Below are 23,957 nucleotides of genomic sequence, written 5' to 3'. Positions count from 1 at the left end.
TAGCCTTTACTGTTTGTTTATAAAACATTTTTATCTGTTTATACTGAGCCCTTTCTTTTTGACGTGCGGGCCAGATGCGACTGAGTCTCAAGGGGTTTAAGAAAGACGGCCCCACAGCCAAACTGGGTGTGTATCTGACACAGGATAATATCCTGGCGATCGATGAGCAGGATCAGACCCGGGTTTACCAACGGGCGATTGCCCGCCATGAGGCGCCTGGCGCAGCCCTGGCTGCGTTTATTGAGGAGCAACGCTGGCAGGGCCGTGGAATTCAACTGGCATTGGGACGCGGCTGGTATCAGCAGCTGCAGCTGCCCAGGCCCAAGCTACCCGATGACGAATTGCCCCTGGCACTGCCCTGGTGCGTGCGCGATCTGGTCAACGAACCGGTCGACAACCTGCTGTTTGACTATATCGACCTGCCCCCATCGGCCCATGGGGAAGCCAGGATCGCCGTCTATCACAGCGCCCGGGACCGGCTGGCCAGCCTGGTTCAGGCGATCACGCCGTTGTGCCCTGTGGTCACCATAGGGGTGGATGAACTGGCACTCGCCAATCTGTTGGGGCCGGATATTCATGGTCTGGTGCTGTACAAGGCCCCGGGCCAGGAGCTGACGCTGCTCTTTATTCATCACCGGCAGTGGCAGTTTTCGCGGACCATTCGCGGTTTTCAGGCCCTCGACGACGACTCGATATCGGCGGATCAATTTATTTTCGACAACCTGCTGTTGGAGCTGCAGCGCAGTATCGACTATGCCACCGGCCAGCTTAAGCTGATGCCCCCCGAACACTGGTATCTGGCCTTGCCGGCGCGGGTTACCCCGGCCCTGGCGCAGTCGATAGCCCAGATATTTAATATGCAGACCAGCTCCCTTTCCGATGCGGTCTTGCTCCCCCAGGCCCTGCCTGCCCTGGGGATGCTGAAGGGTGGCGGCGATGAAGCAACGGGTTGAGTTTTATCAGGCCAGCCTGCGGCCTCGGCAAGAGTCCCCCTCCCTGCGGTGGTGGCCGAGGGGGGCCCTGGTCATTGGTATCGTCTGGCTGCTGATATTCGCGCTGACCGGCCTGGATGTGTATCGCAAAACCCAGGAACATCGCCAGTTAAGTGCCAATGCCGAGGCCACCCAGGCCAATCTCGATCGCCTTCGGCAGGGTGTCAGCCTGTTGAGCCGCAGTCAGGACGAGGATGAGCGCCACCGGCTGGAGCAGAATATTCGCGAGCGACGGCAGCTGCTCGGGCTGCTCAGCAGCGACAATCTGGTGTCATATGGGGGCATTTTGAGCGATCTGGCCAGTGTGCCCTGGCGGGATCTGTCCCTGCAGGGCCTGACTCTGGATGGCTCGACCATGACGCTGACCGGTTATGCCCGGGATGCGCGGGCGGTGCCTGCCTGGATCCTGGGATTCAAACAAACAGATTCCCTGCGCGGGCGTGATTTTGGCCAGCTGGAGATCCGCCAGGGGCAGGACGAGCTGCTGTTTTTCAGCCTGCACAGCGAACAGCAGGCAAGCCGATGAAGGGGTTCTCTTTGCAACGACAGCACTGGCAACAACTGAACCGCCTGTTTATGGCCCGCAATAGGCGCGAACGCTGGCTGTTGCTGGGTGCCGGTTGGGCCTTGCTGGCCTGGCTGGGCCTGCTGTTGTTCGAGGCAACGGTATTGGCGCGCCAGCGGCAGCTGGTCGCCGATAACCAGCAGCTGAGCCGCACCATCGCCGAACGGCAACAACAGGGCGAGGCGCTCAAGGCACGCATAGCGGGCCTGTCGAACACCGATCAAAAACAACAGATAGAACGGCTCAATCGCCGCCTGGCCCGGCTCGATAACAGTGTGCAAGGCCGGCTGCAGAGTCTGGTGGGGCCAGAGCAGATGGCGGAGCTGCTGCTTGCCGTGCTGGAGCAGGACAGCGGCCTGCAACTGGTGCAGCTGCAGAACAGGCCGGCCCAGGCGATCACCACCCAAGGCGGTAATACCCTGTATCGACACGGCATCAGCCTGCAGCTGACGGGCAGCTATGTCCAGTTGCTGGACTATGTGCGCCGGCTAGAGCTGCTGCAGGGTAAATTATTCTGGCAAAGCCTGGGTTTTGAGCTGGAGCAATATCCGGTCGCCCGTATCCGTTTGGATTTTTTTACCCTCAGTGAACACAAGGAGCTGTTGCGTGGTTAATCCGTTAGTCTTGCTGATGCTGGGCTCGGCCCCGCTGTTGCAGGACCCGACCCGACCCCTGAACCTGGAGCCCGAGCCGAGGTCGCCGTCAGTGATCGAGACCGGGGTCCGTCAGCCGTTTCGGTTACAGGCGGTCATGCACAATGGCCGTGATGCCAGTGCCATTATCGACGATCAGCGCTATCGACTGGGCGATCGGATCGGCGGTTATCGGCTGGCGGCCATTGGACGGCGGCAGGTACGGCTTGAAGCACAAGGGGAATCCCTCGAGCTGAGGCTGTTTTCTCCACTTATCTCACAGGGCGTGCAATGAACTCGGTGCCAAAAACATGTGTTATCGCGTTGCTGAGCCTGTCTCTGGCGGCCTGTGTCAGCGCACCCGATGGCAGCTTGCCAAAGGGCGGCCTGGATGATGCGCTGACGCTGCGGCCGGATCCTGTGCCGGCGGCGGTGGAGCGGGAGCTGCTGGCCGGCCAGGCGCGTCGGGCGGAAGCGACCCCCGCCCGTGCAGAGCGGCGCTTCGATATCGCCGCCAACGAAGTGGATGCCCGCAGCTTTTTTGCCGCCTTGGGGGATGAGCAGGATATCAGCATCGCCGTGCACCCTGGGGTGGATGGCACCATCAGCCTGTATTTACGTCAGGTTACCTTGCCGGAAATTCTGGCGGCGATTTCAGGCCTCTATGGTTATGGGGTTCAGAAAACAGACAACATCTATCAGGTATTTCCTTCCGGGGTGCGCACCCGTACCTTTAATGTCAATTACCTGATGCTGAGCCGGGAAGGCCTGTCACAAACGGCGATCAGCGGCAGCAGCCTGAGCAGCAGCGATAACGGCGGCGACAACAGCGGCACCCGCATCAACACCAGTGCCAACAGCGACTTCTGGGGGGAGCTTGAAGCTGCCCTGAGCCGGCTGCTGGGCGAGGAGGAGGGGCGGGTGGTGGTCACCAATCCCCAGGCCGGGCTGATCAGCGTGCGGGGTACCCCCGATGAGCTGGGCCTGGTGGAAGACTTTTTAACCCGGGCCGAACGCCAGCTGAAACGCCAGGTGGTGCTGGAGGCGCGGATCATCGAGGTGGAACTGAACGATGGCTATGAGCAGGGCATCGACTGGAGCAACCTGACCGCCGGCAGCAGCGCCAGCCGATCACCCGAGCCCTTGGTGACCGCCGACAGCGCCCTGATCTACCCGCCCACCACCCTGGCATTGAATCCCATCGCCAACCTGTTGGGCGGTGGCGTGGTATTCAACATCACCGATGGTAATTTCAATGCGGTGGTCAGCCTGCTGCAAACCCAGGGTGAGGTGAATACCCTGTCCAACCCCAGGGTGACCGCCAGTAATAACCAGAAGGCGGTGATCAAGGTGGGTACCGACGAATATTTCGTTACCGATTTTTCGGTCACCACCACCACCGGCACCTCGACCACCACCACCCCGGAGATAGAGCTGACGCCGTTTTTCTCCGGCATTTCCCTCGACGTCACCCCGCAGATTGCCGATGATAATCGTATCCTGCTGCATGTGCATCCTTCCGTCAGCCAGGTCGAAGACAGTACCAAAACCATCAATTTCGGCAGTGGCACGATAAGCTTGCCCCTGGCACGCAGCAGCATCCGCGAATCTGATACCGTGGTCGAAGCCCGTTCCGGCGAGCTTGTCATCATCGGCGGCCTGATGCAGGAAACCCAGAGCGAGCAGAACTCGGGGGTGCCCCTGTTAAGCGAGATCCCGATACTGGGCAACCTGTTCAAGAATCGCAAGCTGGCCACCAGGAAGAGTGAACTGGTGATCATGCTGCGCCCCGTGGTGGTCAATGAGAATACCTGGCAAACCGAGCTGCAACGCTCTCGTTCCTTACTGGAAAAATGGTATCCGCCGCTGCCGGCGCCGCTGGCCAATATCAGCTCGGGAGCCTTATGAGCAGACACCCTTACCTGGGATTGCTGGCCGCCTTGCTGTCATCCTGGATCCCTGCCGGCTGGGCCAGTGAACGCTCGGCCGCGCAGCCGGAATTTGCCGACGAGTGGCAGGCGGCCGACTGGAGCGAGCAACTGGCTGAGCTGCCGGCCCCGGGGGGAGAGCTGAGTATTACCGAGGTGACCCTGAGCAGGCCTGAGCGGGTACGGCAAACTCAGGAGCAGGCCGATCTGGCCCTGGCCGAGGGTGACTGGGCCCGAGCCGAATACCGCCTGGCCCGGCTGTTGGCGGAATACCCGGATGAGCAGGAAATCCGTCTGCGGCTGGCGGCCATGCAATATGGCCGGGGAGCGCTGGACGACGCCAGGGTGCAGTTGCAACAGGGGCTGACCCTGGCGCCCAGGCATGCGGATATGCGTCTGGCGCTGGCCCGCTTGCTGGCCGAACAGCAACGCTATTCCGCTGCTTTCGGTGTGTTGGACGGTGCTGTCCCCGAAGTGGCCAGCCACCTGGATTATTACAGCCTGAAGGCGGAGATGGCCCGGCGCAGTGGGGACTGCGACAGCGCGGTCGAGCTTTATCATCGCCTGCTGGTCCATGCTCCGGATGTCGGTGCCTGGTGGCTGTCGCTGGGTCTCTGCCAGCGTTCGCTGGGACAGGACTTCGTGCCGGCCTACCAGAGGGCCCTGGCCAGCGCCGATCTCGGCACCGCCTCCCTGCGATTCGTGCGGCAACAACTGGAGCAATATGGCGCAACGCAAACTCACTAAACGACTGGGCGAACTGCTGCTCGAACATGGGGTGATCAGCCCGGCGCAGTTGGAAGCGGTACTCGAGCGGCAGCAGCGCGACGGCGGTCGGATGGGAATCCATCTGGTACAGATGGGGATGCTCAGCGAATTGGAACTGCTGGGCTTCGTGGCCCGTCAGCTGGATTTGCCGCTGCTCGATCTGAACAGGGAGCGGATCGATAAGGATGCCGTCAAGCTGTTGTCGGAAGTCTATGCCCGTCGTTACCGGGCGCTGGTGATCGCCGGCGATGAGACCAGTGCGACCCTGGTGCTGTCGGATCCGGCCGATCTGGATACCCAGGACGCCATCAGCCACCTGCTGGCCCCCCGGGAGATCCAGCTGGCGGTGGCCCCCCACAGCCAGCTGCTGGCGCTCTATGACCAGCTGTACCGGCGCACCGACGATATCGCCAGCCTGGCCGGCCAGCTGCATGATGAGCATGCGCCCAGCCGCACCCTGAACGACGGCGACGCTCTGGATGACAGCGAGGCTACGGTGGCCAAGCTGCTTAACTCTTTGTTTGAAGATGCCCTGCAGATAGGGGCATCCGATATCCATATAGAGCCGGAGAAAACGCTGATCCGCCTGCGCATGCGGGTGGACGGCGTGCTGCAGGAAACCGAGCTGAAAGAGGCCGCCATCGGCCCGGCCCTGTTGTCGCGGCTCAAGCTGATGGCCGGACTGGATATCGCCGAGCGTCGGCTGCCCCAGGATGGCCGCTTCGAACTGAGCATCCGCGACAGCCGGGTTGATGTGCGCATGGCCACCATGCCGGTGCAGGGCGGCGAGGCGGTGGTGCTGCGGCTGCTCGATCAATCCCGGGGACTGCTGGGACTGGACAAGGCCGGTATGCCGCCGGCCATGCTGGCGGCCTTTCGCCGCCGGCTGGCCAGCCCCAACGGCATCATACTGGTCACCGGCCCCACCGGCAGCGGTAAGACCACCACCCTCTACGGGGCGCTCAGCGAACTGAACACCCCGGAACGCAAGATCATCACCGCCGAGGATCCGGTGGAATACCGATTGCCGCGAGTCAATCAGGTCCAGGTCAACGGCAAGATTGGCCTGACCTTTGCCCGTATACTGCGCACCAGCCTGCGGCAGGATCCGGATGTGCTGTTGATCGGCGAGATGCGCGATCAGGACACCGCCGAAATTGCCATGCGCGGGGCGTTGACCGGCCATTTGGTGCTGTCTACCCTGCACACCAACGACGCACCCAGCTCGGCGGTGCGGCTGATGGATATGGGGGTGCCCGGCTATCTGGTGGCCAGTACCCTCAAGGCGGTGCTGGCCCAGCGGCTGGTACGCCGGCTCTGTGAGCACTGCCGGGAGCCTTATCTGCCGGAAGAGGGCGAACGGCAGTTCCTGCTGCATCTGAACCCGGCGGCGGACAATGCCCGCTATTACCACGGGCGCGGCTGCGCCGGCTGTAACCATAGCGGCTTTAAGGGGCGGCTCGGGGTGTTTGAGTGGCTGGAGATCAACCATGAGATGGCCGATGCCCTGCGCGAACAGGATATAGAAGCCTTCAATCGCCAGCTGGCAGGACGTGAGGAGTTCCGGACCCTGGCCCAGGCGGCCCTCGATCTGGCGATGGACGGTCGGACTTCGGTGCGGGAAGTGCTGCGGCTGGCGGAGTGGAGTGACTGATGCCGTTTTTCGAATACCGGGCCCGTGATCGCCAGGGGCAGCTCAGCCACGGCAGGATGGAAGCCGCCAGCGCCCAGGCGGTGGGTGACAGCCTGATCGGGTCGGGTCTGTTGCCCATAGAAATAAAGCCGGCCGCAGCCAGCGTCAAGACCTGGCTCGAGATCAGGCAGTTCCTCAAGGGTGGCCTGAAACCCGAGGTGTTGCTGATCCTCAGCCGCCAGCTGGCTTCCCTGACCCGCGCCGGTATCCCCATACTGCAGATTATCGAAGGCCTGTCCGAGACCACCGACAATAAGGTATTGAGCGAGGCGCTGCAGGCGGTGGCATTGGCCCTGAGCAACGGCCAGACCCTGGCGAGCGCGCTCGCCGCCCATCCCCAACTTTTCAATTCGCTGTTTGTCTCCCTGGTGGAAGTGGGAGAAAGCACGGGGCAGCTGGAACAGGCGTTTTTACAGCTGGCCCACTATTACCAGCTGGAGCTGGATACCCGTCGACGGGTGAAGGCGGCCATCCGTTACCCGCTGTTTGTGATGGCGGCTATGGCCGGCGCCATGGTGGTGATCAACCTCTATGTGATCCCGGCATTCAGCAGCATGTTTGCCGGCATGGGCGCCGAGCTGCCCTGGACCACCCGCTTCCTGCTGGGTACCTCGCATTTCATGGTGAATTACAGCAGCCAGCTGTTGCTGCTGATGGCGGCGGTGGCGGGGCTCTGGTGGCGCTATATCCGCACCCCGGCGGGCCGCTATGCCTGGCACCAGTGGCAGCTGCGGCTGCCCATCGTCGGGCCGCTGCTCAAGCGTATTTTACTGGCCCGTTTCTGTCGCAGCTTTGCCATGATGCTGGCGGCCGGGGTGCCCATCACCCGGGTGCTGACCCTGGCGGGCAACGCCACCGCCAACGCCTTCCTGACCCGTGCCATCCTGGCGATGGGCGAAGGGCTGGCCGGCGGCCGCAGCCTGCCGGAGGTCGCCCGCGAGAGCCGGGTGTTTACCCCGCTTATCCTGCAGATGTTCCGGGTGGGGGAGGAAACCGGCCGGGTGGATGAAATGGTGATGGAGGCGGGCCGTTTCTACGAACAGGAGGTGGATTATGATATCGCCAACCTGAGCGCCAGGATCGAGCCGCTGCTGATAGTGGTGATTTCGACGATGGTGCTGATTTTGGCACTGGGTATCTTCACCCCCATGTGGGATATGGTGGATGTAACACAAGGCAGATAATAATGGCGGCGGCTTAACCTCAAGCAAACGGGCTGGATAAAAAAACTTACGCTTAGTATGATTGCCCCCGGCTTGTCATATAGGCGGTAAGCAGCTGATAGTTATTAGAAAGTGGCTAATTTTTTTCAACAAAAATATAACTTGAAATAAGAGAGTCTTTATGAAAAAAGCAGCGGGTTTTACCCTGATCGAGCTGGTCGTGGTGATTGTGATCCTGGGCATCCTGGGTGCAGTGGCGGCCCCGCGTTTCCTGAACCTGCAGGGTGATGCGTATAGTGCAAATATTAACTCTTTAAAAGGGTCTATCCAGTCGGCCACCACATTGGCGAATACCAAAGCTATTCTGGAAGGATGGGATAAGGAAACCACAGCTGCTACACATGATGTAGATGGAGCTGATGTTTCATTTGTTTATGGTTATCCTACGGCTGCTGAGGCTGGTATTATCGCTATGTTGCAAGATTTGGATATCGGTGCCGGTACTTTAGGTACAGGTGGTAATGCTGATACAGCCGCAGCAGGCAAGTCGTTTACCCACTTCATCGACTCTGGAAAGATAACAATCATTCCTTCTGCTCGTATTGGTCAGAAAACAGGTTGTAATGTGGAGTATACTCAAGCGACGGCAACCGATGCTCCAGTTATTACAAGTGTAACTACAAGTTGCTAATCACAGAAAAGGCGGCGTAAGCCGCCTTTTTTCCCCCTATGCATAAATCCGCCGGTTTTACCCTGCTTGAATTGATAACCGTGCTGCTGCTGGTCGGCATATTGGCGGCGGTGGCCTTGCCGCGCCTGCCGGTGGGTGGCCAGTTTGAGCAACGGTTGCAGGCCGACAGCCTGATGGGCCTGTTACGGCTGGCCCAGCTACGAGCGATGAATGATCCAGAAGCCGCGTTAAAAGGGGGGGATTTGCAGCGTTGCAGCCGGGTAATTATCACCGCCACCGGTTTTTCCCTTACCCAAAACTGCGATTTGTCGTTAACACTGCTTGCCGATACAGTACTGGAAGAGCATGCCGGGCAAGGCCTGTTTCTGGGCGCTGGTAACCTGGATATAGAGGCGAGCAAAGCCTTGCCGCTTATCCTGCAATTTGGCAGCCCGGCCGCCGGTTCCGATTTTCTCAGTGAAGACAGTCGGCTGGGGCGTCCTTTTATTATTCTTGCCGGCAATCCGGTTCTGTTGACAGAACCACTCGATATCATCCTGGGCGGTAAAACCGTTCGGGTGGAAACCGAGGGCTATATTCATGCGCCCTGAACACGGCTTCAGCCTGCTGGAGTTTGTGCTGGGGCTGACCATTCTCGCTATCGTGCTGGGGGGGGCGACGCTGTTTTTCGCCAGTCAGCCGCGCCAGCTGGATCCGGTGTTTCAGTTTCGGGCGGTGTCGCTGGCCGAGGGTCTGGTGGAGCAGGTCCTGGCGGTTAAATACGATGGGCAAAATAATCCGAATATGCAGCAGCGGTGTGATATAACCCCCGGCTTCGATTGTACGGTCGAGGCCGAGTTTGGAACCGAAGAGGAAGCGGACAAGGGCCTGATTACCCGTTTTGATGATGTGGATGATTTTAGCGATTGGTGTGATGGCGGCGCCCTTGACGGCGAGCAACTGGCCACCCAGCTGGGATTATCTCAGGCCGCGCTCTACCGGCGCTTTACCGTGGAAAGCTGTGTGACGCCAAGCACCGATGCTAAAGGGCAGCCCTTCAAGGAAGTGACCATTGGCATCAGCATTGCCCGTGGCAGCACCCTTTCTTTTACCCTGCACAGGTACAATCTCCGATGAAGGCGCGCGGCTTTACCCTGCTGGAGCTGGTGATCGTGCTGGTATTGATCGGCATCAGCGCCGCGTTCGGCACCCGTTTTATCGCCGATCTGGCCGGCAGCTATGTGGGTACGGCGCAGCGCGCCCAGGCCCTGGCCGGTGCCCGTTTCGCCATGGAGCGCATCAAGCGGGAACTGAGCCTGGCCTACAGCCCCAGCCTTTACCTGAGCGAGAGTAACCGTTGCGTGTCTTTCGTGCCGGTGTTGGCCGCCGGAAAATACAGCGGGCTGGTAAGCGATGGTAGCGCCCGTTTTATCGTGCCGCTGGTATTGCAGGGCGAGCCTGTCAGCGAGATAAACTTGGCGGTACGCGCCGATAGCAGCGCTGAGGAGGTAAGATGGAAAGCGTATCCTGCCAGCCTGCCGGATAATGTGGTTGCGCTGAAGGATCTGGTTTCGGCACCCGACAGTCTGGCCTTTGCCGATGCCTTTGGTCTGCCGGCCAGCTTTGATCGGGAGGGGCAGAACAAGCGTTATACCCTGCTGCATCAGCGTCAGTTACGCTTTTGCCTGCAAAATGGCGGCCTATGGCGTGACCAAAAGACGGCCGCCGGCTGGTCGGCTCCCGTCCTGATGTTGACCAATATCATGTCCAGTAGCGCTTTTTCAGACTATGATGAGTCCCTTCAGTTGCTGCATCTGGAGCTGTCGCTGCAAACCCGTGATGGCGAGCTGGTGCTGCCCAGCCAGATCTCGGTGATCTATGAGCCCTAGCATACGTTCCAGAGACGGCGGCAGCATGCTGCTGAGCGTGATATTTATCATTCTGGTGATGGCCGCGCTGATGACGGGGTTGGCGCGGCTTTCCGGCCAGAGCAGCCAGCAGCTGGTATACGAGGCGCAGGCGCTGAATGCCCGGCTGGCGGCCGAGTCGGCCCTGGAACGGAAGGTGTTTGAACTGCTGGCCGATATCAATGCCAGTGCGGCGGTCACGACCGAAATCCGTGGCTGCGCGGCCGAGGCCGAAACCGGGCCTCGGCATACCGTTGACGAAACCGGTACTATCCAGATTAATGTGGTTGCCAAGGGCAGCTGTAGCACCGGCCCAATAACGGTTATCCGCAATATTGAAGTCGAGGTGATTGAATGAACTATCTGAAAGCCCTGCTGCTGGTGCCCCTGTGCTGGAGTGCTCCCACGTTGGCACAGACCATTGAAGAAATCTTTCCTTATACGGTGCAGAGTCATTCCGCTAGTGGTGTAATCAGTATGAATTCGCATGCCGCGATACTGGGGGAAGGCAGAGCATCAGGACTGGTCGAGTTCAAACGCTTTAATAACAACCATCAACATGCTAGGTGTTATGGCGACCGTTGTTATGTGGATAATGATTTTTCGGCGACTGTATCAGTTGACTTTAATAAATTAAAAGATAGAGAAGATGTTTATATTATTGATAATGCACATAATGTAGAGAATCATGAAGTTTTTGGTAATGGCAGTGGAGAGGATCTTTATATTATTAATGGGGATCTGGATGTAAAGCCACATGGTCGCGTTGGTGGTAGTAATAATGGTGCTTTGGTGTTTGTCAATGGCAATGCAAATATTAAAGGACAGTTTTATGGTTACCTCTATGCCACAGGCGATATTACCCTGCAAACACCCCATGGCGACTTTTGTGGCCGAGTGAGCTCTCGTGATTTAACGATGCAATCTCATGCTGAGATTGATAGCAGTAACAGCTGTTCATATGACTTCAGCTGGTTTGATAAAGAGCAGGAACAACCCACTCTGGATGTGGTCGAACAAATTGGTTATGTAAACGGAGAGGATGGGAATGCCGCAAAAATAACCATCGCAAGCTCAGGTGCCGCTACCGAACAAGAATTTCAGCTAAGCTACGGTGGTGGCGAGCTCTCCTATAAGAGGGTTGGTGATAGCGGCCCTTATACTCCACTTGCAAATAATGGGGACTATCGGCTGCCACTGAACACCCCGCTTTATATCAAATATAATCGTCCCACGGCACTGCCTCTGACCCTGATTCCCAAGGCTGAAGGGCAAGCCCCCCAAAGTGTTGAGCTGGCATTTGTGCCCTATAGGGTAGAAGTGCAGCCGGCCGGCCAGTGTCCGCCGGTAGGAGACGCCTTTATTTATGCGGATCATTCGGGCTGTCCAGTGCTGGCCAGGGCCGGGGAGTCGACCTCGGTCCCACTCACATTCCTGGCCTATGGTGTTGATGGCAGCAACGATCAACAAGGTGCAGAGCTCCCCGGGTACAACTTCAATCTTCCCGAAGAAGTGACAATTAGCGAGCCAAGCGCAGGCTCGGGAAGTACGCCCCTTGACGCTTTCGACGATGAAATCGGTTTTACTCAGGTTACCTTGGTAAAAGCCGTGGTGGCCGATCATTGTGCGTCTTATGCCGATAACTGTGGCAATAGGTTAACCAAGGGTTCCAGTGCCAATATCGGCCGTACCGTGCCGGCGTCGCTTCGCGTAAAAGAAAGCGTATCCGGTGATCTAGAGCAGAACGTGGTTTATGCAGCGCAACCGGATCCGATCGGGTTTGCAAGGCTGCCCGGCTTTGTGGTGGAAGGCTTGGATACAAATGGTAACTCGCTGCCCAGCTACAGCGGCGAATTTGCCGGTGGTCTCAAGGCCAATAGCGAGTTCTGGCTGGACAGCATCCTGTCGTCCTCTCCAATGAAGCTGGCCTACTCGGAACCAGAGTCGGGACAGCACCTGATCGAGCTGGATCCTGACGGTCTGATATTAAAGAAAGAGCTTCCCTTTGCCGAAACCAGTTTGGCGCAGCCACTGCAGCTGACCATCGGTGGTCATGATCACACCCAGGGTGTGGATGACGAGACCACATTGGCGGATGAGCAGGACCGGCTGCGCTACGGTTTCCTGACTCTGGAAGACACCGAGCTGCCGATCAATACCGATGGTCATATCAGGGGGCAGCTGTATTACCTTGATAAAGGCAACAATCCCGTGCCCGAGACCGAAAATCACTTCAGCTTTGCCAGTCATATCAAGAATGGTGCCGCCATCACTGCGACCGCGACCAAACCGGAGGGTGCCGCATCGCCATCGCTGGCGGTAGATAATGATGGCAACGGCCTCGACGGGATAATCGTCACGGGATATCAGCGGGCAGCCGAATTCGAGGTGGAGCTTGAGGTGGATCAGTGGTTGCAACCCCATGATGGCGACACGCTGGTTAGCCCCTCCGCCAGGCTGAACATCACCGAAGAGCGACGCAAACATGCCAATGACCGCACCTTCAACCGACGGGAGGTGGTCCGCTGATACCCGCAGCGAACAATCAGTCGTCACCCGTTATTGCCCGAATATGGCTGTTTCGGGATAAAAGGCAAACCAGGCGAACCAGTAGCCTGGTTGCCCGCTGAGCTCCCGGCCATCCTCGGTGAAAAAATGCGGGTTTCCTGCCGGATCCAGGGTAATACGCAGGCGCTGGCCGCCCAAGGTATCGTAAACGGGCGCGGCCGATTTGTTCAGGACCCGGTGTGGGTAGGCCTTGGCTTCGCCATTCACCACCAGTCCGGTCACCATTTCTTTCAGGGGCAGGGCCCGGCTTTGGCTACGCACCGGAAACATCAGCTTGTTGATGGTGGCGTAACGTTGGTAGGGATCCCTGCCATAGTCGCGGAAATAACCGGTGTCGGCCGACAGCACCCGGGTGTTTGGATAACGCCGGTACCAGCTCTGCCAGGAAGTGAGTGACAGCGGCAGCGTGCTCAGCATGCGGCCCTTCATGGGGCCGGAAATGGCCTGGGCCATGATTTGCGACCAAAGTGATTCACTCTGGCGATCGTAAAGCAGTACATTGCTGTTATACAGCAGCCCGGATACACCAAATTCCAGTGTCTTGCCGTCCAGTTCGGCAATAAATACCGCGGCGGTCGCGCACAGCGGGCAATAGGTGACGGCAACAGGAGCTTCACCTAAACGGTCGTTGACCACCTCATGCCAGTTCAGGATGGCGACGGGGTAAGCCTTCACGTGGCCGAGGTGGACCAGTCCGATGACTTCATCCTCCGGCGACAATATCTTGTCTGCCTCGGGTGCGCCGATAAATACCGGTTTGTCGATGGCGGGTATGCCATCCCGGGGCGGGCCGCCCGGCAGGATCTCGTTAACAGGCACCAGGGCATCGTCGAGCACAAAGCCATTGAGGCGGGTATCTTGGGCCGACGGACTGCTACTGATCAGGAGCAGCCCGGTCAGCAGGCCGGCGAGTGCCATGATATAACGGGCCCGAGGCAGACAGTGGTGAAAGCGCGCGTGGATGAGCTTCATGAAGGGCAGAGCCTAACCGTCATCGAAAAAGGCATTTACCTGTTGGATAGATAAAGGCTGCCTTTGTTGCAGTAGAACAGGGGTTTTATTTTTGACTATGAGTTAAAAGTGTTTTTACGTAATAAATGAGGGGAGTTGCCCGTCTATATAGGCAACTGTCACGCAGTCGATGGCAGTAAAGACTATGGTGCTCATTATCAAGTAATAGGGCGCCTTTTTACGATAAAGAGGTGAATATTATGAAAACCTTAACTTCGCTGTTGCTTACCGCTATTTTTGCCTTCGGTATACTACCCGCTCAGGCCGGCCAGGTAAATAGCTTGCCCGAGGTGCAAAAAGCATTTTCCATGAAAGGGGATGGGATTGATAACAGGTTTTGTGCCGAGCTGAAGAAGCAGGGCAAAGAGCCGGCCGGCATGTGCTTTTAAGTGACCGTCGGTTAATAAAACGGGAGGTCGCCTGAATGATATGGCTTCCCGCCAAGCATATTACTATTGATGAGTATCTTTAGCGCCTTGTTCGGGCCAGCCGGCAAGGCGCTATTTACCCTGATTTACAGGTATTTTATGTTATGAGCCATATGGTTAAATGATCAATGGTTTATTGTTTTTTTATTTTAAAGTCATTCATTGTTTTAATTTCAAGAAGCATTACTGAGCCTGTTGTCACCTTTTCGATGGTTCATAATGGCAGTTTACTCTTTTAAAATGAAGCAGGCTGGGCGGAATGAATAATTTTTAGACGCCCCGCAGTTTGATTATGTCACGAAATCCATTATCCTATGTGCCAGTTATTTGACCAGCTTCCCTACTTTGGAACAGATGGTCCGGAACGCCATGCCAGATGTTACTCCTGCTGGCCGATACTCTGTGATAAATAGGCACCTGTGCAAGGATAGCGTTGTCCTGTTAAGCGTCTGGATTACTCATCGAAGACGCCGGGTGAGCATACGTGAAAAGGCTTTCTTTCAATGATATTTGGAAAAAATGCACTAGAGAATGCACCCGATGGACAGGATTATACAGATGAAAATAATAGCAAAATCATATCCTTAAATGAGCCTTCTCAAAATGAGCATAGCCTGCAGCATACCCTGGCCAGCCTGCGGTTGGCGCAAAGAGTGGCTCATATCGGCAACTGGGACTGGACGCTGGGCTCCGATGAAGTGACTTGCTCGGAAGAGGCCTTTCGTATCCTGGGGTTATTGCCTACACCCCAAGGGGCCTTGCCCTATTCGTCTTTTATAAAATGTATTCATACCGATGATCGTCCCAGATACCAAGCGCATATTAAGCAGACCCTGCAAGAGCGTAAAAATTACCACCTGAAATACCGTATCGTGCGGCCAAATGGCGTTGTGCGTTTTATCTATGAAGAGGGTGGCTTTATCACCCTTGAGGGTGACGCTTCTGTATGCATGTTTGGTGTCATCCAGGATATTACCGAGCGTCATCGGGACGAGGAGCGTTTCCGGCTGGCGGCCAAGGTGTTCGACAGTGTCGGCGACGGCATCATGGTCACCGATACGACAGGAAATATAGTGGCGGTCAATGCCGCCTTCAGCCAAATCACCGGTTATCAGGTATCCGAAGTAGAAGGGCGCAAACCAAGCCTGCTCAGCTCGGGTAAACATGACCAGAGTTTCTATTATGCCATGTGGGCCGGCCTGCGCACCCATGATTACTGGCAGGGAGAGATCTGGAATCGGCGCAAGAATGGCGAAATGTATCCGCAGATGCTGACCATCAATGCCATCAGGGATCAATGGGGCAAGGCAACACATTATGTGGGTGCCTTTTCCGACATCACCCGCCTCAAGAATGAAGAACGCCTATATCAGCTGGCCAACTACGATATGCTGACCGGGTTACCCAATCGCAGCCTGCTGCTTGAGCGGATGCAGCGGGCGTTTAGCCGGGTAAAACGCAGCGGTTCCATGGTTGCGGTACTGATGGTGGATCTGGACGGCTTGAAGCGGGTCAACGATAGCCTGGGGCATGTCGCCGGGGATCAGCTGATACAGTCGGCGGCGGCCCGCCTGGCAGCCTCCATGCGGGAAGACGATACGGTGGCCCGTTGGGGTGGAGACGAATTTGTTATCGTGCTTGCCGTGCGTGATGAACGAGAAGTGGTGGTGGTGGTTGAGCGCGTACTCGATAGCCTGCGTGAGCCTCTGCAGCTGGACAACCATGAGGTTATCGTCGGTGCCAGCATAGGTATCAGCCTGTATCCCCAAGACAGTCAGGATGCCCAAACCTTGCTGCGTGATGCCGACACGGCCATGTACCGGGTCAAAGCTGAGGGACGCAATAACTACTGTTTCTTCGAATCTGAGATGAATGTACAAGCCCTGGCGCGCCTGAACCTCGAGGCCGATTTGCGGCGGGCCATCGAGCGGGATGAACTTTGCCTGCATTACCAGCCCAAAGTCGATCTGAAAAGCGGCTGCATTACCGGTGTCGAAGCCCTGATCCGCTGGCAGCATCCTACCCGGGGACTGCTACTCCCGGATGACTTTATCCCGCTGGCGGAAGAAACCGGGTTGGTCATGCCCATCGGCGAATGGGTTTTGCACACCGCCTGCACCCAGGCCAGGAAGTGGCAACAGGCCGGCTATCCGGCCATCACCATGGCGGTTAACCTGTCTGCGAAACAGTTCCGGCAGGCCGGGTTGGTCGAACGGGTCTCCTCGGTCCTGCAGCAGACGGATCTGGCCCCCCATTATTTGGAACTGGAACTGACCGAAAGCCTGTTGATAGAGGATATCGACCGGGTGGTCGCTACCTTGCAGGAGCTGCGCTCCCTGGGAGTCGGGCTGTCTATCGACGAGTTCGGTACCGGCTATTCCAGCCTGGCTTATCTCCAGCGCTTCCCTATTCATACGCTCAAGATTTCCCGTGCCTTTATCGGCGGTATTCCCGAACAGTCCGGGGGCGCGACCATTGCGCTGGCGGTGCTGGCCCTGGCCAACAAGCTGGGGCTGAAGACGGTCGCCGAAGGCATTGAAAATAAAGCCCAGCAGGCCTTCTTGACCGAACATGGCTGCAACCTGGGGCAGGGTTTTCTCTTTAGCAGGCCGCTGTCGGCGGCGCAGCTGGCGGTCCTGCAGGGACAGGGGCGGCGTTACGGCGTCCAGGATTGAGCGGGATAAGAAAAAGCGGCAAGTCATGAGCATGACTTGCCGCAGCTAACGATTAACGGATCAGTGTTCGGCCCAGTCCAGCGAACGGCGTACCGCCTTCTGCCAGCCACGATAGAGGCGGGCCCGGGTAGCGTTGTCCATCTGCGGTTTGAACTCCTTGTCGACCGCGAACTTGTCGGCCAGCTCTTCGGTACTTTGCCACATGCCGACCGCCAGGCCGGCTAGGAAGGCCGCACCCATGGCGGTGGTTTCAGTCTGTTTCGGGCGCACCACCCTGGCATGGGTGATATCGGCCTGGAACTGCATCAGGAAGTCGTTGGCCACGGCCCCGCCATCCACCTTGAGGGCGGCAAGCATCAGGCCGGAGTCTTCTTGCATGGCGTCGAGCAGGTCCCTGCTCTGGTAGGCGACCGCTTCCAGCGCCGCCCGGATAATATGATTGCGGTTTACGCCCCGGGTCAGGCCGATCAGGGTGCCGCGCGCATAGGGATCCCAGTAGGGGGCGCCCAGGCCGACAAAGGCGGGGACCAGGTAGACGCCGTTGCTGTCTTTTACCTTCTCGGCAAAATAGCCGGTGTCATCCGCTTCCCGGATCAGCCCCAGCTCGTCCCGCAGCCACTGGATGGTGGCCCCGCCCATAAACACCGAGCCTTCCAGCGCATAGTTGACTTCCCCCTTGGCGCCGACCGCCAGGGTAGTAAGCAGGCCATTGCGGGAGCTGACCTTCTGCTCGCCGGTGTTCATCAGCAGGAAGCAGCCGGTACCATAGGTGTTCTTGGCCATGCCTTTGTGGAAACACAGCTGGCCGAACAGCGCCGCCTGCTGATCGCCGGCGATACCGGCAATGGGAATTCGGGTGCCGCCCTTGCCGCCGATGTTGGTTTTGCCGTACACCTCGCTGGATGGACGCACCTCGGGCAGCATGGAGTCGGGGATGCCCAGTTCATCGAGCAGCTTCTTGTCCCATTGCAGGCTGTTGATGTTGAACAGCATGGTGCGCGAGGCATTGGTGTAGTCGGTGACATGCACCCGGCCTTCGGTCAGCTTCCAGATAAGCCAGGTGTCGACGGTGCCAAACAGCAGTTCGCCCTTGTTGGCCTTATCCCGTGCGCCTTCTATATTATCCAGGATCCACTTGAGCTTGGTGCCGGAGAAATAGGCGTCCAGTACCAGGCCGGTGTTTTCTTTCACATAGTCGGCCAGGCCCCGGTCCTTGAGCTGCTCGCACAGCTCGGCGGTGCGGCGGCATTGCCAGACGATGGCGTTGTAAACCGGTTTGCCGGTGCTTTTTTCCCACACGACCGTGGTTTCACGCTGGTTGGTGATGCCGATGGCGGCAATCTGATCCGCGCTGATACCGGTTTTGGCCAGCACCTCGGTCAGGGTCGATCGCTGGCTGGCCCAGATCTCCATGGGGTCGTGTTCAACCCAGCCGGCTTGGGGGTAGATCTGGCCGAATTCCCGTTGGGCCACGCCCTGGATATTGGCGTTTTCATCAAAAATAATGGCACGGGAAGAGGTCGTGCCCTGATCCAGGGCGACCACGTAGCGTTTTTCTTGCGTCATCGGGTTATCTCCTTGTTGATTCTGTCAGGCGCGGGCCTGTTGTTCCTGATCAGGCTGGGTGACTTTCCCGGTGCTATCGACACCATTCGCCGCGGGGAGAAACCGGGCGATGGCATGATCATACAGCCAGGCACCGGTGCTGGCACCGACCACGGGACCGAGAATGGGCACCCAGAAGTAGGGGTTATCACGGCCGCCGGTCAGGGCGATATCTCCCCAGCCGGCCAGCCAGGCAAAGAGCTTGGGGCCAAAATCCCGGGCCGGGTTCATGGCGAAGCCGGTGAGCGGGCCGGTGGCCGCCCCGATCACCGCGATCAGCAGGCCTATCAGCAGCGCCGCGGCCATCCCCTTGGGTCCCCCGTTTTTGTCGTCGGTCAGTGCCAGTATCGCCATCATCAGCACGGCGGTGATCACCAGTTCCACCATAAAGGCATGACCATTGGACAGCAAAGGGTGGGGATAGGTTGAGAAAATACCGGCCAGCGCCAGGCTCTGCTGGCTGCCACGTATCACCCCCATACCCTGTTCCCATTCCACAAACAGCGGTTGATACAGGCTGTATACCAGGGCGGAGGCACAGAAGGCACCGGCCAGCTGGGCCATGATAAAGGGCAGCACCTTGCGTTTTTCGAAGCCCCGGAACAGGGTGAGGGCCAGGGTGACCGCCGGATTGATATGGGCGCCAGATACCCCGCCGGCCACATAGATGGCAATCGCTACCCCCACCCCCCAGGTCAGGCTGATTTCCCATAACCCGAAACTGGCCTTGGCAACCACCAGGGCCGCGACACAGCCGGCGCCAAAAAAGATCAGCAGGGCGGTACCGATAAATTCGGATATGCACTCTCCCATGAGTGTATTTGGACGTTTGATGGCCATGATTCCCTCCATGTATGTTGATTGATGATTGAAGTCGGGCTAACTATCACCTAAATGTTCGATATCGAAAATAGGTCCGATCAGTTTTTGTGTCTTGAGTCACACTTTTTTAACAAGTTAGGATTTGCTCGAATACCCGTGTTCGAAAATGTTCTTTTTCATCCTTGCTATCGTCATGGGTGACTGAACTGGGATTTGAATGTTCGATCGGGTACAATTTTTGTACCTTAATCTTTAGACGACAGGGAGTTGCGGAAGTGAAACAAACCCAACGCCACCAGCAGATCCTGGAAATGCTTAAGCTGAAGGGGTTTGCCAGTACCGAAGATCTGGTGGCCCAGTTTGAGGTCAGCCCGCAAACCATCCGCCGGGATTTGAATGATCTGGCCGAACAAAACAGCATTCGCCGCCATCATGGCGGCGCCTCGCTGATGTCGAGTACCGTCAATGCCGCCTATGACTCGCGCAAGGTCATGTATGCCCGGGAAAAGGAAAGTATCGGCAAGGCGATTGCGGCCCAGATCCCCGACGGGGCGTCACTGTTTATCGATATCGGCACCACCACCGAGGCGGTGGCACGGGCCTTGCTGGAGCATAATGAACTGCGGGTGATTACCAACAATATCCATGTGGCCAGTATCCTCAGCCAGAAGGAAGACTTTACCGTGATCATCGCCGGTGGTGAGGTGCGTAACCGGGACGGCGGCATAGTGGGCGAGGCGACCCGGGACTTTGTGCAGCAGTTCCGCACCGACTTCGGGATCATCGGCATTTCGGGTATAGATACAGATGGCTCCCTTCTTGAGTTTGACTATCACGAAGTGCGCATCGCCCAGGCCATTATCAACAACAGCCGGCAGGTGTTGCTCGCGGCCGATCACAGCAAGTTCGGCCGTAACGCCATGGTCAATATGGGCAATATCACCCAGGTGAGCGCCTTGTTTACCGATCAGTCTCCGCCGTCAACCGTACTCAAGCTGATGGAGGCCAACCAGGTCGCCTGTTATATCTGCTCGTAGGCCATCACCCCCATCGACAAGGGCCCTCCTATGGGTCAGGTTTTAACCTGACAAGCCGCTGCCAGAATAAATTCTGACTCCAGCACACCGATGATCCTGCACATTCCGGCTTGCAGGAGGCCCGGCCTCGGGGCGATATGGCCGTCAGGCCATCAAGTATCTGCATATTTCTTCAGGCACATCGCGCCGAGGTCGACGCTCCCACAACAGCTCCGCCCCAATCCCCAATCCTTAGTCCTCCAGGTATACTTGGTCCTTGCCCGCTGAGTCCGCCCCTGTTTTTCCTTTTCCCCCACCTGTTTTTAAAATTCTTTCAATCCGAGCTTGGCAGCTATGCTTAAAGAAGATACAGTAATGTTCGTTTACGAATACAAAAGAACATTATCGCAAGGAGTGAGGTTCGTATGAGCGTCAATGACTTTGATCTGGTGGTCATAGGTGGTGGTATCAATGGGGTGGGCATCGCGGCCGATGGCGCCGGGCGGGGACTGAAAGTCGCCTTGTTTGAAGCTCAGGATCTGGCCAGCGCAACCTCTTCCAACAGCTCCAAATTGATCCATGGTGGCCTGCGTTATCTGGAACATTATGAATTCAGGTTGGTCAGGGAAGCCCTCGCCGAGCGGGAGGTGCTGTTGAAAATGGCGCCCCATATCATCAGCCCGATGCGCTTCCGGTTACCTCACCGGCCGCACCTCAGGCCGGCCTGGATGATCCGTATCGGCCTGTTTATGTACGATCATCTGGCCAAGCGGGCGACCCTGCCCGGCTCCCACGGCCTCAAGTTCGATCGCACCGGTCCCTTGGTGGACGGCATCACCAAAGGCTTTGAATATTCCGATGCCTGGGTCGATGATGCGCGGCTGGTGACCCTCAATGCCCGCCTGGCCGCCAGCCATGGCGCCCATATCCATACCCGCACCCCCTGTATCGGTGCCGAGCGGCAGCATGGCCGCTGGCTGGTGACGGTAAAAGACGAGCTGAGTGGGGAGCAGCGCCAGGTGACCGCCAAGGCGCTGGTCAATGCCGCCGGCCCCTGGGTGAAACAGTTCTTTGATAATGGCCTGCACAGTCCGTCCCCGCGCAATATCCGCCTGGTAAAGGGCAGCCACATCGTGGTGCCCCGTATCCATGACGAGTCCCAGTCCTATATTCTGCAAAACGAAGACAACAGGATCGTGTTTGTCATTCCTTATCTGGACAAATACTCCCTGATAGGCACCACGGATGTGGAATATCAGGGGGATCCCCGCGACGTGGCCATCAGCCCGGAAGAAGTCGACTATCTGTGCCAGGTGGTCAATCGGCATTTCAAGGGGGAGCTGACCCCGGAGCAGGTGGTATGGAGCTATGCCGGTGTACGCCCGCTCTGTGATGACGAGTCCGATTCGCCCCAGGCCATTACCCGGGATTACACCCTGGAGCTGGAGGACGAGGCGGGGGCCTTGCCGTTGTTGTCGGTGTTCGGCGGCAAGCTGACCACCTATCGCAGGCTGGCGGAGTCGGCGCTCGGCAAACTAACCCCCTATTTTCCCCGGATGGGCCCGGCCTGGACCCGGGATGCCACCCTGCTGGGCGGCGAGTTCAACGGCAGCAGGGCGGAGCTGCAGGCCAAGCTGATGCAGGACTATCCCTGGATTGATGTCGACTGGGCAGGGCTCGTCGTTGCCCGTTATGGCCTGAATGCCTGGGATTGGCTCGGCCAGGCCAAGGCCCCGGAGGAGCTGGGTCAGTATTTTCATCCGCGTCTGTGGCAGGCGGAAGTCGATTATCTGATGGACCATGAATGGGCCCTCTATCCGGAAGACGTGCTGTGGCGCCGTACCAAGCTGGGCATCGAACTCGACTCCCGGCAGGTTGACCAGCTGGCGACCTATATGGCTCACCGCCGCAACGGACGCCTGCAGCCAACCCAGGCCCTGCGCGCCTAGTCTTCGCGCCCGTAATGGTTATGTTAAATAGATTATTCCGCCCAGCCGGCGCAGGCCCTGGGTAACCGGGGCCGCCAGGGGGCGGTGGCGGTCACGGTAATTTCGCCGGCCCTGTCTTGCAGCCAGCCGGCCAGCTCGTGGCCACAGCCGCTTCCTCTGGGGACTGGCGCCTGTGGCACACAGTCGTGGTGCCCTGCGGGGCAGTGCAGGCGCACATGAAAATGGCTGGAATGGCCGAACCAGGGGCGGATCCTGCCCTGCCAGTCTGCATCCCGATAAGCCCGGCACATCGCCTGTTTGATCAGCGGATGGACAAACACCCTGCTGACCCGCTCGTCCTCTGCCGCGAGGGCGATCAGTTGACGCTGATGGTCGGTAAAGGCGCCGGTCAGGTAATAGTCGCGATGATCCACCATATCTACGGCGGTAATGGTGGCAAGCCGTTCGCTGGCGGGATTGGGGGGCGGATGGCGCAGCCAGATATCCGCATCCAGCCCGGTCTGATGGCTGCGATGACCGTAGGCGAAGGGGCCGCCCCGACGCTTGGCGATATCGGCCACCAGCATGGGGGGCAGCCCGGCGCTGACTATTTTTTTACCCAGGTCCTGCAGATAGCGGATCATCTCGGGCTGACCGTAGTAGCGGGCCTGCTGGCGCCGAATGACATAGTAGCCGGGTCCCCTGTCCGGCAGGGCGCTGGCATTATGCTGACAACCCGCGGCGTATTCGCCCACCGCCTGGCTCCAGGCGGCCATGGGCAGCCACAATATCGCTATCAACAGGCCTGGCACCATGTTCTCCTCCGTGTTGCCGCCGTCTTGTTACCCCAGCATAATGCCGCCGGCTTTTAATTTATGCACGATCATAATTTTGTTAGGGTAGGCGTTTTGGATACAGATGAGAAAGATCATGACAGTCCATCCTTTACCGTTGGATGAGGTGTTGGCGCGGCCGCTCGACTTTATATCGAGTCCGCCCCCATTGCGCTTTTACCTGACCCACAGCCTGGTGCTGTTGGCCAGCCTGACTGCGGTGGCGGCGGCACTCTGGCATGGTCAGGCCGGCTTTGGCCTGATCCACTGGGTGGGAGTGATATTCGGCGGCACCGTGCTGTTGCTCAGCCTGTGGCCGGCCAGCTGGAGCCGGCGCCGGCTGACCAACCTGGCGTTCGATCGGGAACGGCTCTATATCATCAATGGTGTGAAAGGGGAGGCGGTGGCCCTGCCCAGAGACAGGGTGATGGCGGTGGACAAGGGCAAGCTGCCGGGTCATGACGGCGCCATCATCGCCTTTACCCTGGACGTGTCCCTGTCCGAGCAGGAGCTGGCATTGCTCAGCCAGACTCTGGGCACCCAGGTAGAAGACAGATTCCACCTGGGAGATGACCGCTATCGATTCGGTTTTGTGGGCAACTGGCAGCCCCGCAAGCCCCTGCTGGCGGCGGTATCCGTGCTGGCCCCCTTGGTGGTGGATACCCCGCCAGAGCCGGGGAAAGATGATGAAGACGAGGATGACGACTGGGATTAAACACCACCAGGGTTAAGCGGTAAGTCAAAAAAACGGGC

General features: G+C 58.2%; 23 protein-coding genes. 19 read left to right on the top strand and 4 right to left on the bottom strand.

Features of this window, described 5'->3' with window-relative positions; translation table 11 throughout:
* The first annotated feature begins 74 nt into the window (after positions 1-74).
* The 14 genes from ABD806_RS03835 (at position 75) to ABD806_RS03770 (ending at position 12,847) form a co-directional block, all read left to right on the top strand.
* Positions 75-953 (top strand): MSHA biogenesis protein MshI, encoded by an 879-nt coding sequence (locus ABD806_RS03835; protein WP_344954882.1) that lies wholly within the window; start codon positions 75-77, stop codon positions 951-953.
* The gene (locus tag ABD806_RS03830) at positions 937-1,518 is read left to right on the top strand and encodes a PilN domain-containing protein (RefSeq protein ID WP_344954880.1); all 582 of its coding nucleotides are present in this window, start codon (positions 937-939) and stop codon (positions 1,516-1,518) included. Before ABD806_RS03835 ends, ABD806_RS03830 begins: the two co-directional genes overlap by 17 nt.
* On the top strand, positions 1,515-2,171 hold the full coding sequence (locus tag ABD806_RS03825; RefSeq protein WP_344954878.1) for an MSHA biogenesis protein MshJ: 657 nt from the start codon (positions 1,515-1,517) through the stop codon (positions 2,169-2,171). The genes ABD806_RS03830 and ABD806_RS03825 overlap by 4 nt, the downstream gene beginning before the upstream one ends.
* Complete coding sequence (locus ABD806_RS03820) at positions 2,164-2,484, top strand: hypothetical protein (protein WP_344954876.1); 321 nt, start codon at positions 2,164-2,166, stop codon at positions 2,482-2,484. Before ABD806_RS03825 ends, ABD806_RS03820 begins: the two co-directional genes overlap by 8 nt.
* Positions 2,481-4,097 carry a pilus (MSHA type) biogenesis protein MshL gene (gene mshL / locus ABD806_RS03815; RefSeq protein ID WP_344954874.1) on the top strand — a complete coding sequence of 539 codons (1,617 nt, stop codon included), beginning with the start codon at positions 2,481-2,483 and terminating at the stop codon, positions 4,095-4,097. Before ABD806_RS03820 ends, mshL begins: the two co-directional genes overlap by 4 nt.
* Complete coding sequence (locus tag ABD806_RS03810; protein WP_344954872.1) at positions 4,094-4,864, top strand: tetratricopeptide repeat protein; 771 nt, start codon at positions 4,094-4,096, stop codon at positions 4,862-4,864. Before mshL ends, ABD806_RS03810 begins: the two co-directional genes overlap by 4 nt.
* Complete coding sequence (locus ABD806_RS03805; RefSeq protein WP_344954870.1) at positions 4,842-6,539, top strand: GspE/PulE family protein; 1,698 nt, start codon at positions 4,842-4,844, stop codon at positions 6,537-6,539. The genes ABD806_RS03810 and ABD806_RS03805 overlap by 23 nt, the downstream gene beginning before the upstream one ends.
* Positions 6,539-7,762 (top strand): type II secretion system F family protein, encoded by a 1,224-nt coding sequence (locus ABD806_RS03800; RefSeq protein ID WP_344954868.1) that lies wholly within the window; start codon positions 6,539-6,541, stop codon positions 7,760-7,762. Before ABD806_RS03805 ends, ABD806_RS03800 begins: the two co-directional genes overlap by 1 nt.
* Positions 7,763-7,922: 160 nt before the next feature.
* Positions 7,923-8,432, top strand: a complete 510-nt coding sequence (locus ABD806_RS03795; RefSeq protein ID WP_344954865.1) for a pilus assembly FimT family protein — start codon at positions 7,923-7,925, stop codon at positions 8,430-8,432.
* Positions 8,433-8,470: 38 nt separating this feature from the next.
* On the top strand, positions 8,471-9,022 hold the full coding sequence (locus tag ABD806_RS03790; protein ID WP_344954863.1) for a prepilin-type N-terminal cleavage/methylation domain-containing protein: 552 nt from the start codon (positions 8,471-8,473) through the stop codon (positions 9,020-9,022).
* Positions 9,012-9,548 carry a type IV pilus modification PilV family protein gene (locus ABD806_RS03785; RefSeq protein ID WP_344954861.1) on the top strand — a complete coding sequence of 179 codons (537 nt, stop codon included), beginning with the start codon at positions 9,012-9,014 and terminating at the stop codon, positions 9,546-9,548. The genes ABD806_RS03790 and ABD806_RS03785 overlap by 11 nt, the downstream gene beginning before the upstream one ends.
* Positions 9,545-10,300: a prepilin-type N-terminal cleavage/methylation domain-containing protein gene (locus ABD806_RS03780; protein WP_344954859.1), complete on the top strand. Its 756-nt coding sequence runs from the start codon at positions 9,545-9,547 to the stop codon at positions 10,298-10,300. The genes ABD806_RS03785 and ABD806_RS03780 overlap by 4 nt, the downstream gene beginning before the upstream one ends.
* On the top strand, positions 10,290-10,676 hold the full coding sequence (locus ABD806_RS03775) for a hypothetical protein (protein ID WP_344954856.1): 387 nt from the start codon (positions 10,290-10,292) through the stop codon (positions 10,674-10,676). Before ABD806_RS03780 ends, ABD806_RS03775 begins: the two co-directional genes overlap by 11 nt.
* Positions 10,673-12,847, top strand: a complete 2,175-nt coding sequence (locus ABD806_RS03770; RefSeq protein WP_344954854.1) for a DUF6701 domain-containing protein — start codon at positions 10,673-10,675, stop codon at positions 12,845-12,847. The genes ABD806_RS03775 and ABD806_RS03770 overlap by 4 nt, the downstream gene beginning before the upstream one ends.
* Positions 12,848-12,877: 30 nt before the next feature.
* On the opposite strand, the gene ABD806_RS03765 is transcribed toward ABD806_RS03770, so the two are convergent.
* Complete coding sequence (locus ABD806_RS03765) at positions 12,878-13,858, bottom strand: DUF3179 domain-containing protein (RefSeq protein WP_344954852.1); 981 nt, start codon at positions 13,856-13,858, stop codon at positions 12,878-12,880.
* 239 nt (positions 13,859-14,097) lie between these two features.
* Here ABD806_RS03765 and ABD806_RS03760 point away from each other — a divergent pair, with 239 nt between their 5' ends.
* Together ABD806_RS03760 and ABD806_RS03755 are read left to right on the top strand one after the other, a co-directional pair.
* On the top strand, positions 14,098-14,286 hold the full coding sequence (locus tag ABD806_RS03760) for a hypothetical protein (RefSeq protein WP_344954850.1): 189 nt from the start codon (positions 14,098-14,100) through the stop codon (positions 14,284-14,286).
* A 692-nt stretch (positions 14,287-14,978) separates the two neighbouring features.
* Positions 14,979-17,000, top strand: a complete 2,022-nt coding sequence (locus tag ABD806_RS03755) for a bifunctional diguanylate cyclase/phosphodiesterase (protein ID WP_344954848.1) — start codon at positions 14,979-14,981, stop codon at positions 16,998-17,000.
* A gap of 60 nt (positions 17,001-17,060) precedes the next feature.
* On the opposite strand, the gene glpK is transcribed toward ABD806_RS03755, so the two are convergent.
* Both glpK and ABD806_RS03745 read right to left on the bottom strand, forming a co-directional pair.
* The gene (gene glpK, locus ABD806_RS03750; protein WP_344954846.1) at positions 17,061-18,566 is read right to left on the bottom strand and encodes a glycerol kinase GlpK; all 1,506 of its coding nucleotides are present in this window, start codon (positions 18,564-18,566) and stop codon (positions 17,061-17,063) included.
* A 24-nt stretch (positions 18,567-18,590) separates the two neighbouring features.
* On the bottom strand, positions 18,591-19,445 hold the full coding sequence (locus ABD806_RS03745; RefSeq protein WP_344954844.1) for an MIP/aquaporin family protein: 855 nt from the start codon (positions 19,443-19,445) through the stop codon (positions 18,591-18,593).
* Positions 19,446-19,702: 257 nt separating this feature from the next.
* Between ABD806_RS03745 and ABD806_RS03740 the strand changes: the two genes are divergently transcribed.
* Both ABD806_RS03740 and glpD read left to right on the top strand, forming a co-directional pair.
* A complete protein-coding gene (locus ABD806_RS03740) occupies positions 19,703-20,464 on the top strand; it encodes a DeoR/GlpR family transcriptional regulator (protein WP_344954842.1) in 762 nt (253 codons plus the stop codon).
* Between the two features lie 404 nt (positions 20,465-20,868).
* Positions 20,869-22,392 carry a glycerol-3-phosphate dehydrogenase gene (gene glpD / locus ABD806_RS03735; protein WP_344954840.1) on the top strand — a complete coding sequence of 508 codons (1,524 nt, stop codon included), beginning with the start codon at positions 20,869-20,871 and terminating at the stop codon, positions 22,390-22,392.
* Positions 22,393-22,424: 32 nt separating this feature from the next.
* Here glpD and ABD806_RS03730 read toward each other — a convergent pair whose 3' ends face one another.
* Complete coding sequence (locus ABD806_RS03730) at positions 22,425-23,186, bottom strand: penicillin-insensitive murein endopeptidase (protein WP_344954838.1); 762 nt, start codon at positions 23,184-23,186, stop codon at positions 22,425-22,427.
* A 115-nt stretch (positions 23,187-23,301) separates the two neighbouring features.
* Between ABD806_RS03730 and ABD806_RS03725 the strand changes: the two genes are divergently transcribed.
* Positions 23,302-23,919, top strand: a complete 618-nt coding sequence (locus tag ABD806_RS03725; protein ID WP_344954835.1) for a hypothetical protein — start codon at positions 23,302-23,304, stop codon at positions 23,917-23,919.
* Positions 23,920-23,957 lie beyond the last annotated feature (38 nt).

The sequence above is a fragment of the Zobellella aerophila genome (assembly GCF_039539325.1).
Classification (GTDB): Bacteria; Pseudomonadota; Gammaproteobacteria; order Enterobacterales; family Aeromonadaceae; genus Oceanimonas; species Oceanimonas aerophila.
Note: the sequence above shows the minus strand (reverse complement) of the source record. Positions and strands in the feature narration are given on the sequence as shown.

Coding starts and splice junctions, on each gene's coding strand:
- ABD806_RS03780 (WP_344954859.1), top strand. CDS start 9,545: ATGAAGGCGCGCGGCTTTACCCTGCTGGAGCTGGTGATCGTGCTGGTA.
- glpD (WP_344954840.1), top strand. CDS start 20,869: ATGAGCGTCAATGACTTTGATCTGGTGGTCATAGGTGGTGGTATCAAT.
- ABD806_RS03825 (WP_344954878.1), top strand. CDS start 1,515: ATGAAGGGGTTCTCTTTGCAACGACAGCACTGGCAACAACTGAACCGC.
- ABD806_RS03805 (WP_344954870.1), top strand. CDS start 4,842: ATGGCGCAACGCAAACTCACTAAACGACTGGGCGAACTGCTGCTCGAA.
- ABD806_RS03765 (WP_344954852.1), bottom strand. CDS start 13,858: ATGAAGCTCATCCACGCGCGCTTTCACCACTGTCTGCCTCGGGCCCGT.
- ABD806_RS03770 (WP_344954854.1), top strand. CDS start 10,673: ATGAACTATCTGAAAGCCCTGCTGCTGGTGCCCCTGTGCTGGAGTGCT.
- ABD806_RS03830 (WP_344954880.1), top strand. CDS start 937: ATGAAGCAACGGGTTGAGTTTTATCAGGCCAGCCTGCGGCCTCGGCAA.
- ABD806_RS03730 (WP_344954838.1), bottom strand. CDS start 23,186: ATGGTGCCAGGCCTGTTGATAGCGATATTGTGGCTGCCCATGGCCGCC.
- ABD806_RS03785 (WP_344954861.1), top strand. CDS start 9,012: ATGCGCCCTGAACACGGCTTCAGCCTGCTGGAGTTTGTGCTGGGGCTG.
- mshL (WP_344954874.1), top strand. CDS start 2,481: ATGAACTCGGTGCCAAAAACATGTGTTATCGCGTTGCTGAGCCTGTCT.
- ABD806_RS03745 (WP_344954844.1), bottom strand. CDS start 19,445: ATGGCCATCAAACGTCCAAATACACTCATGGGAGAGTGCATATCCGAA.
- ABD806_RS03760 (WP_344954850.1), top strand. CDS start 14,098: ATGAAAACCTTAACTTCGCTGTTGCTTACCGCTATTTTTGCCTTCGGT.
- ABD806_RS03790 (WP_344954863.1), top strand. CDS start 8,471: ATGCATAAATCCGCCGGTTTTACCCTGCTTGAATTGATAACCGTGCTG.
- ABD806_RS03725 (WP_344954835.1), top strand. CDS start 23,302: ATGACAGTCCATCCTTTACCGTTGGATGAGGTGTTGGCGCGGCCGCTC.
- ABD806_RS03810 (WP_344954872.1), top strand. CDS start 4,094: ATGAGCAGACACCCTTACCTGGGATTGCTGGCCGCCTTGCTGTCATCC.
- ABD806_RS03835 (WP_344954882.1), top strand. CDS start 75: ATGCGACTGAGTCTCAAGGGGTTTAAGAAAGACGGCCCCACAGCCAAA.
- ABD806_RS03800 (WP_344954868.1), top strand. CDS start 6,539: ATGCCGTTTTTCGAATACCGGGCCCGTGATCGCCAGGGGCAGCTCAGC.
- glpK (WP_344954846.1), bottom strand. CDS start 18,566: ATGACGCAAGAAAAACGCTACGTGGTCGCCCTGGATCAGGGCACGACC.
- ABD806_RS03775 (WP_344954856.1), top strand. CDS start 10,290: ATGAGCCCTAGCATACGTTCCAGAGACGGCGGCAGCATGCTGCTGAGC.
- ABD806_RS03795 (WP_344954865.1), top strand. CDS start 7,923: ATGAAAAAAGCAGCGGGTTTTACCCTGATCGAGCTGGTCGTGGTGATT.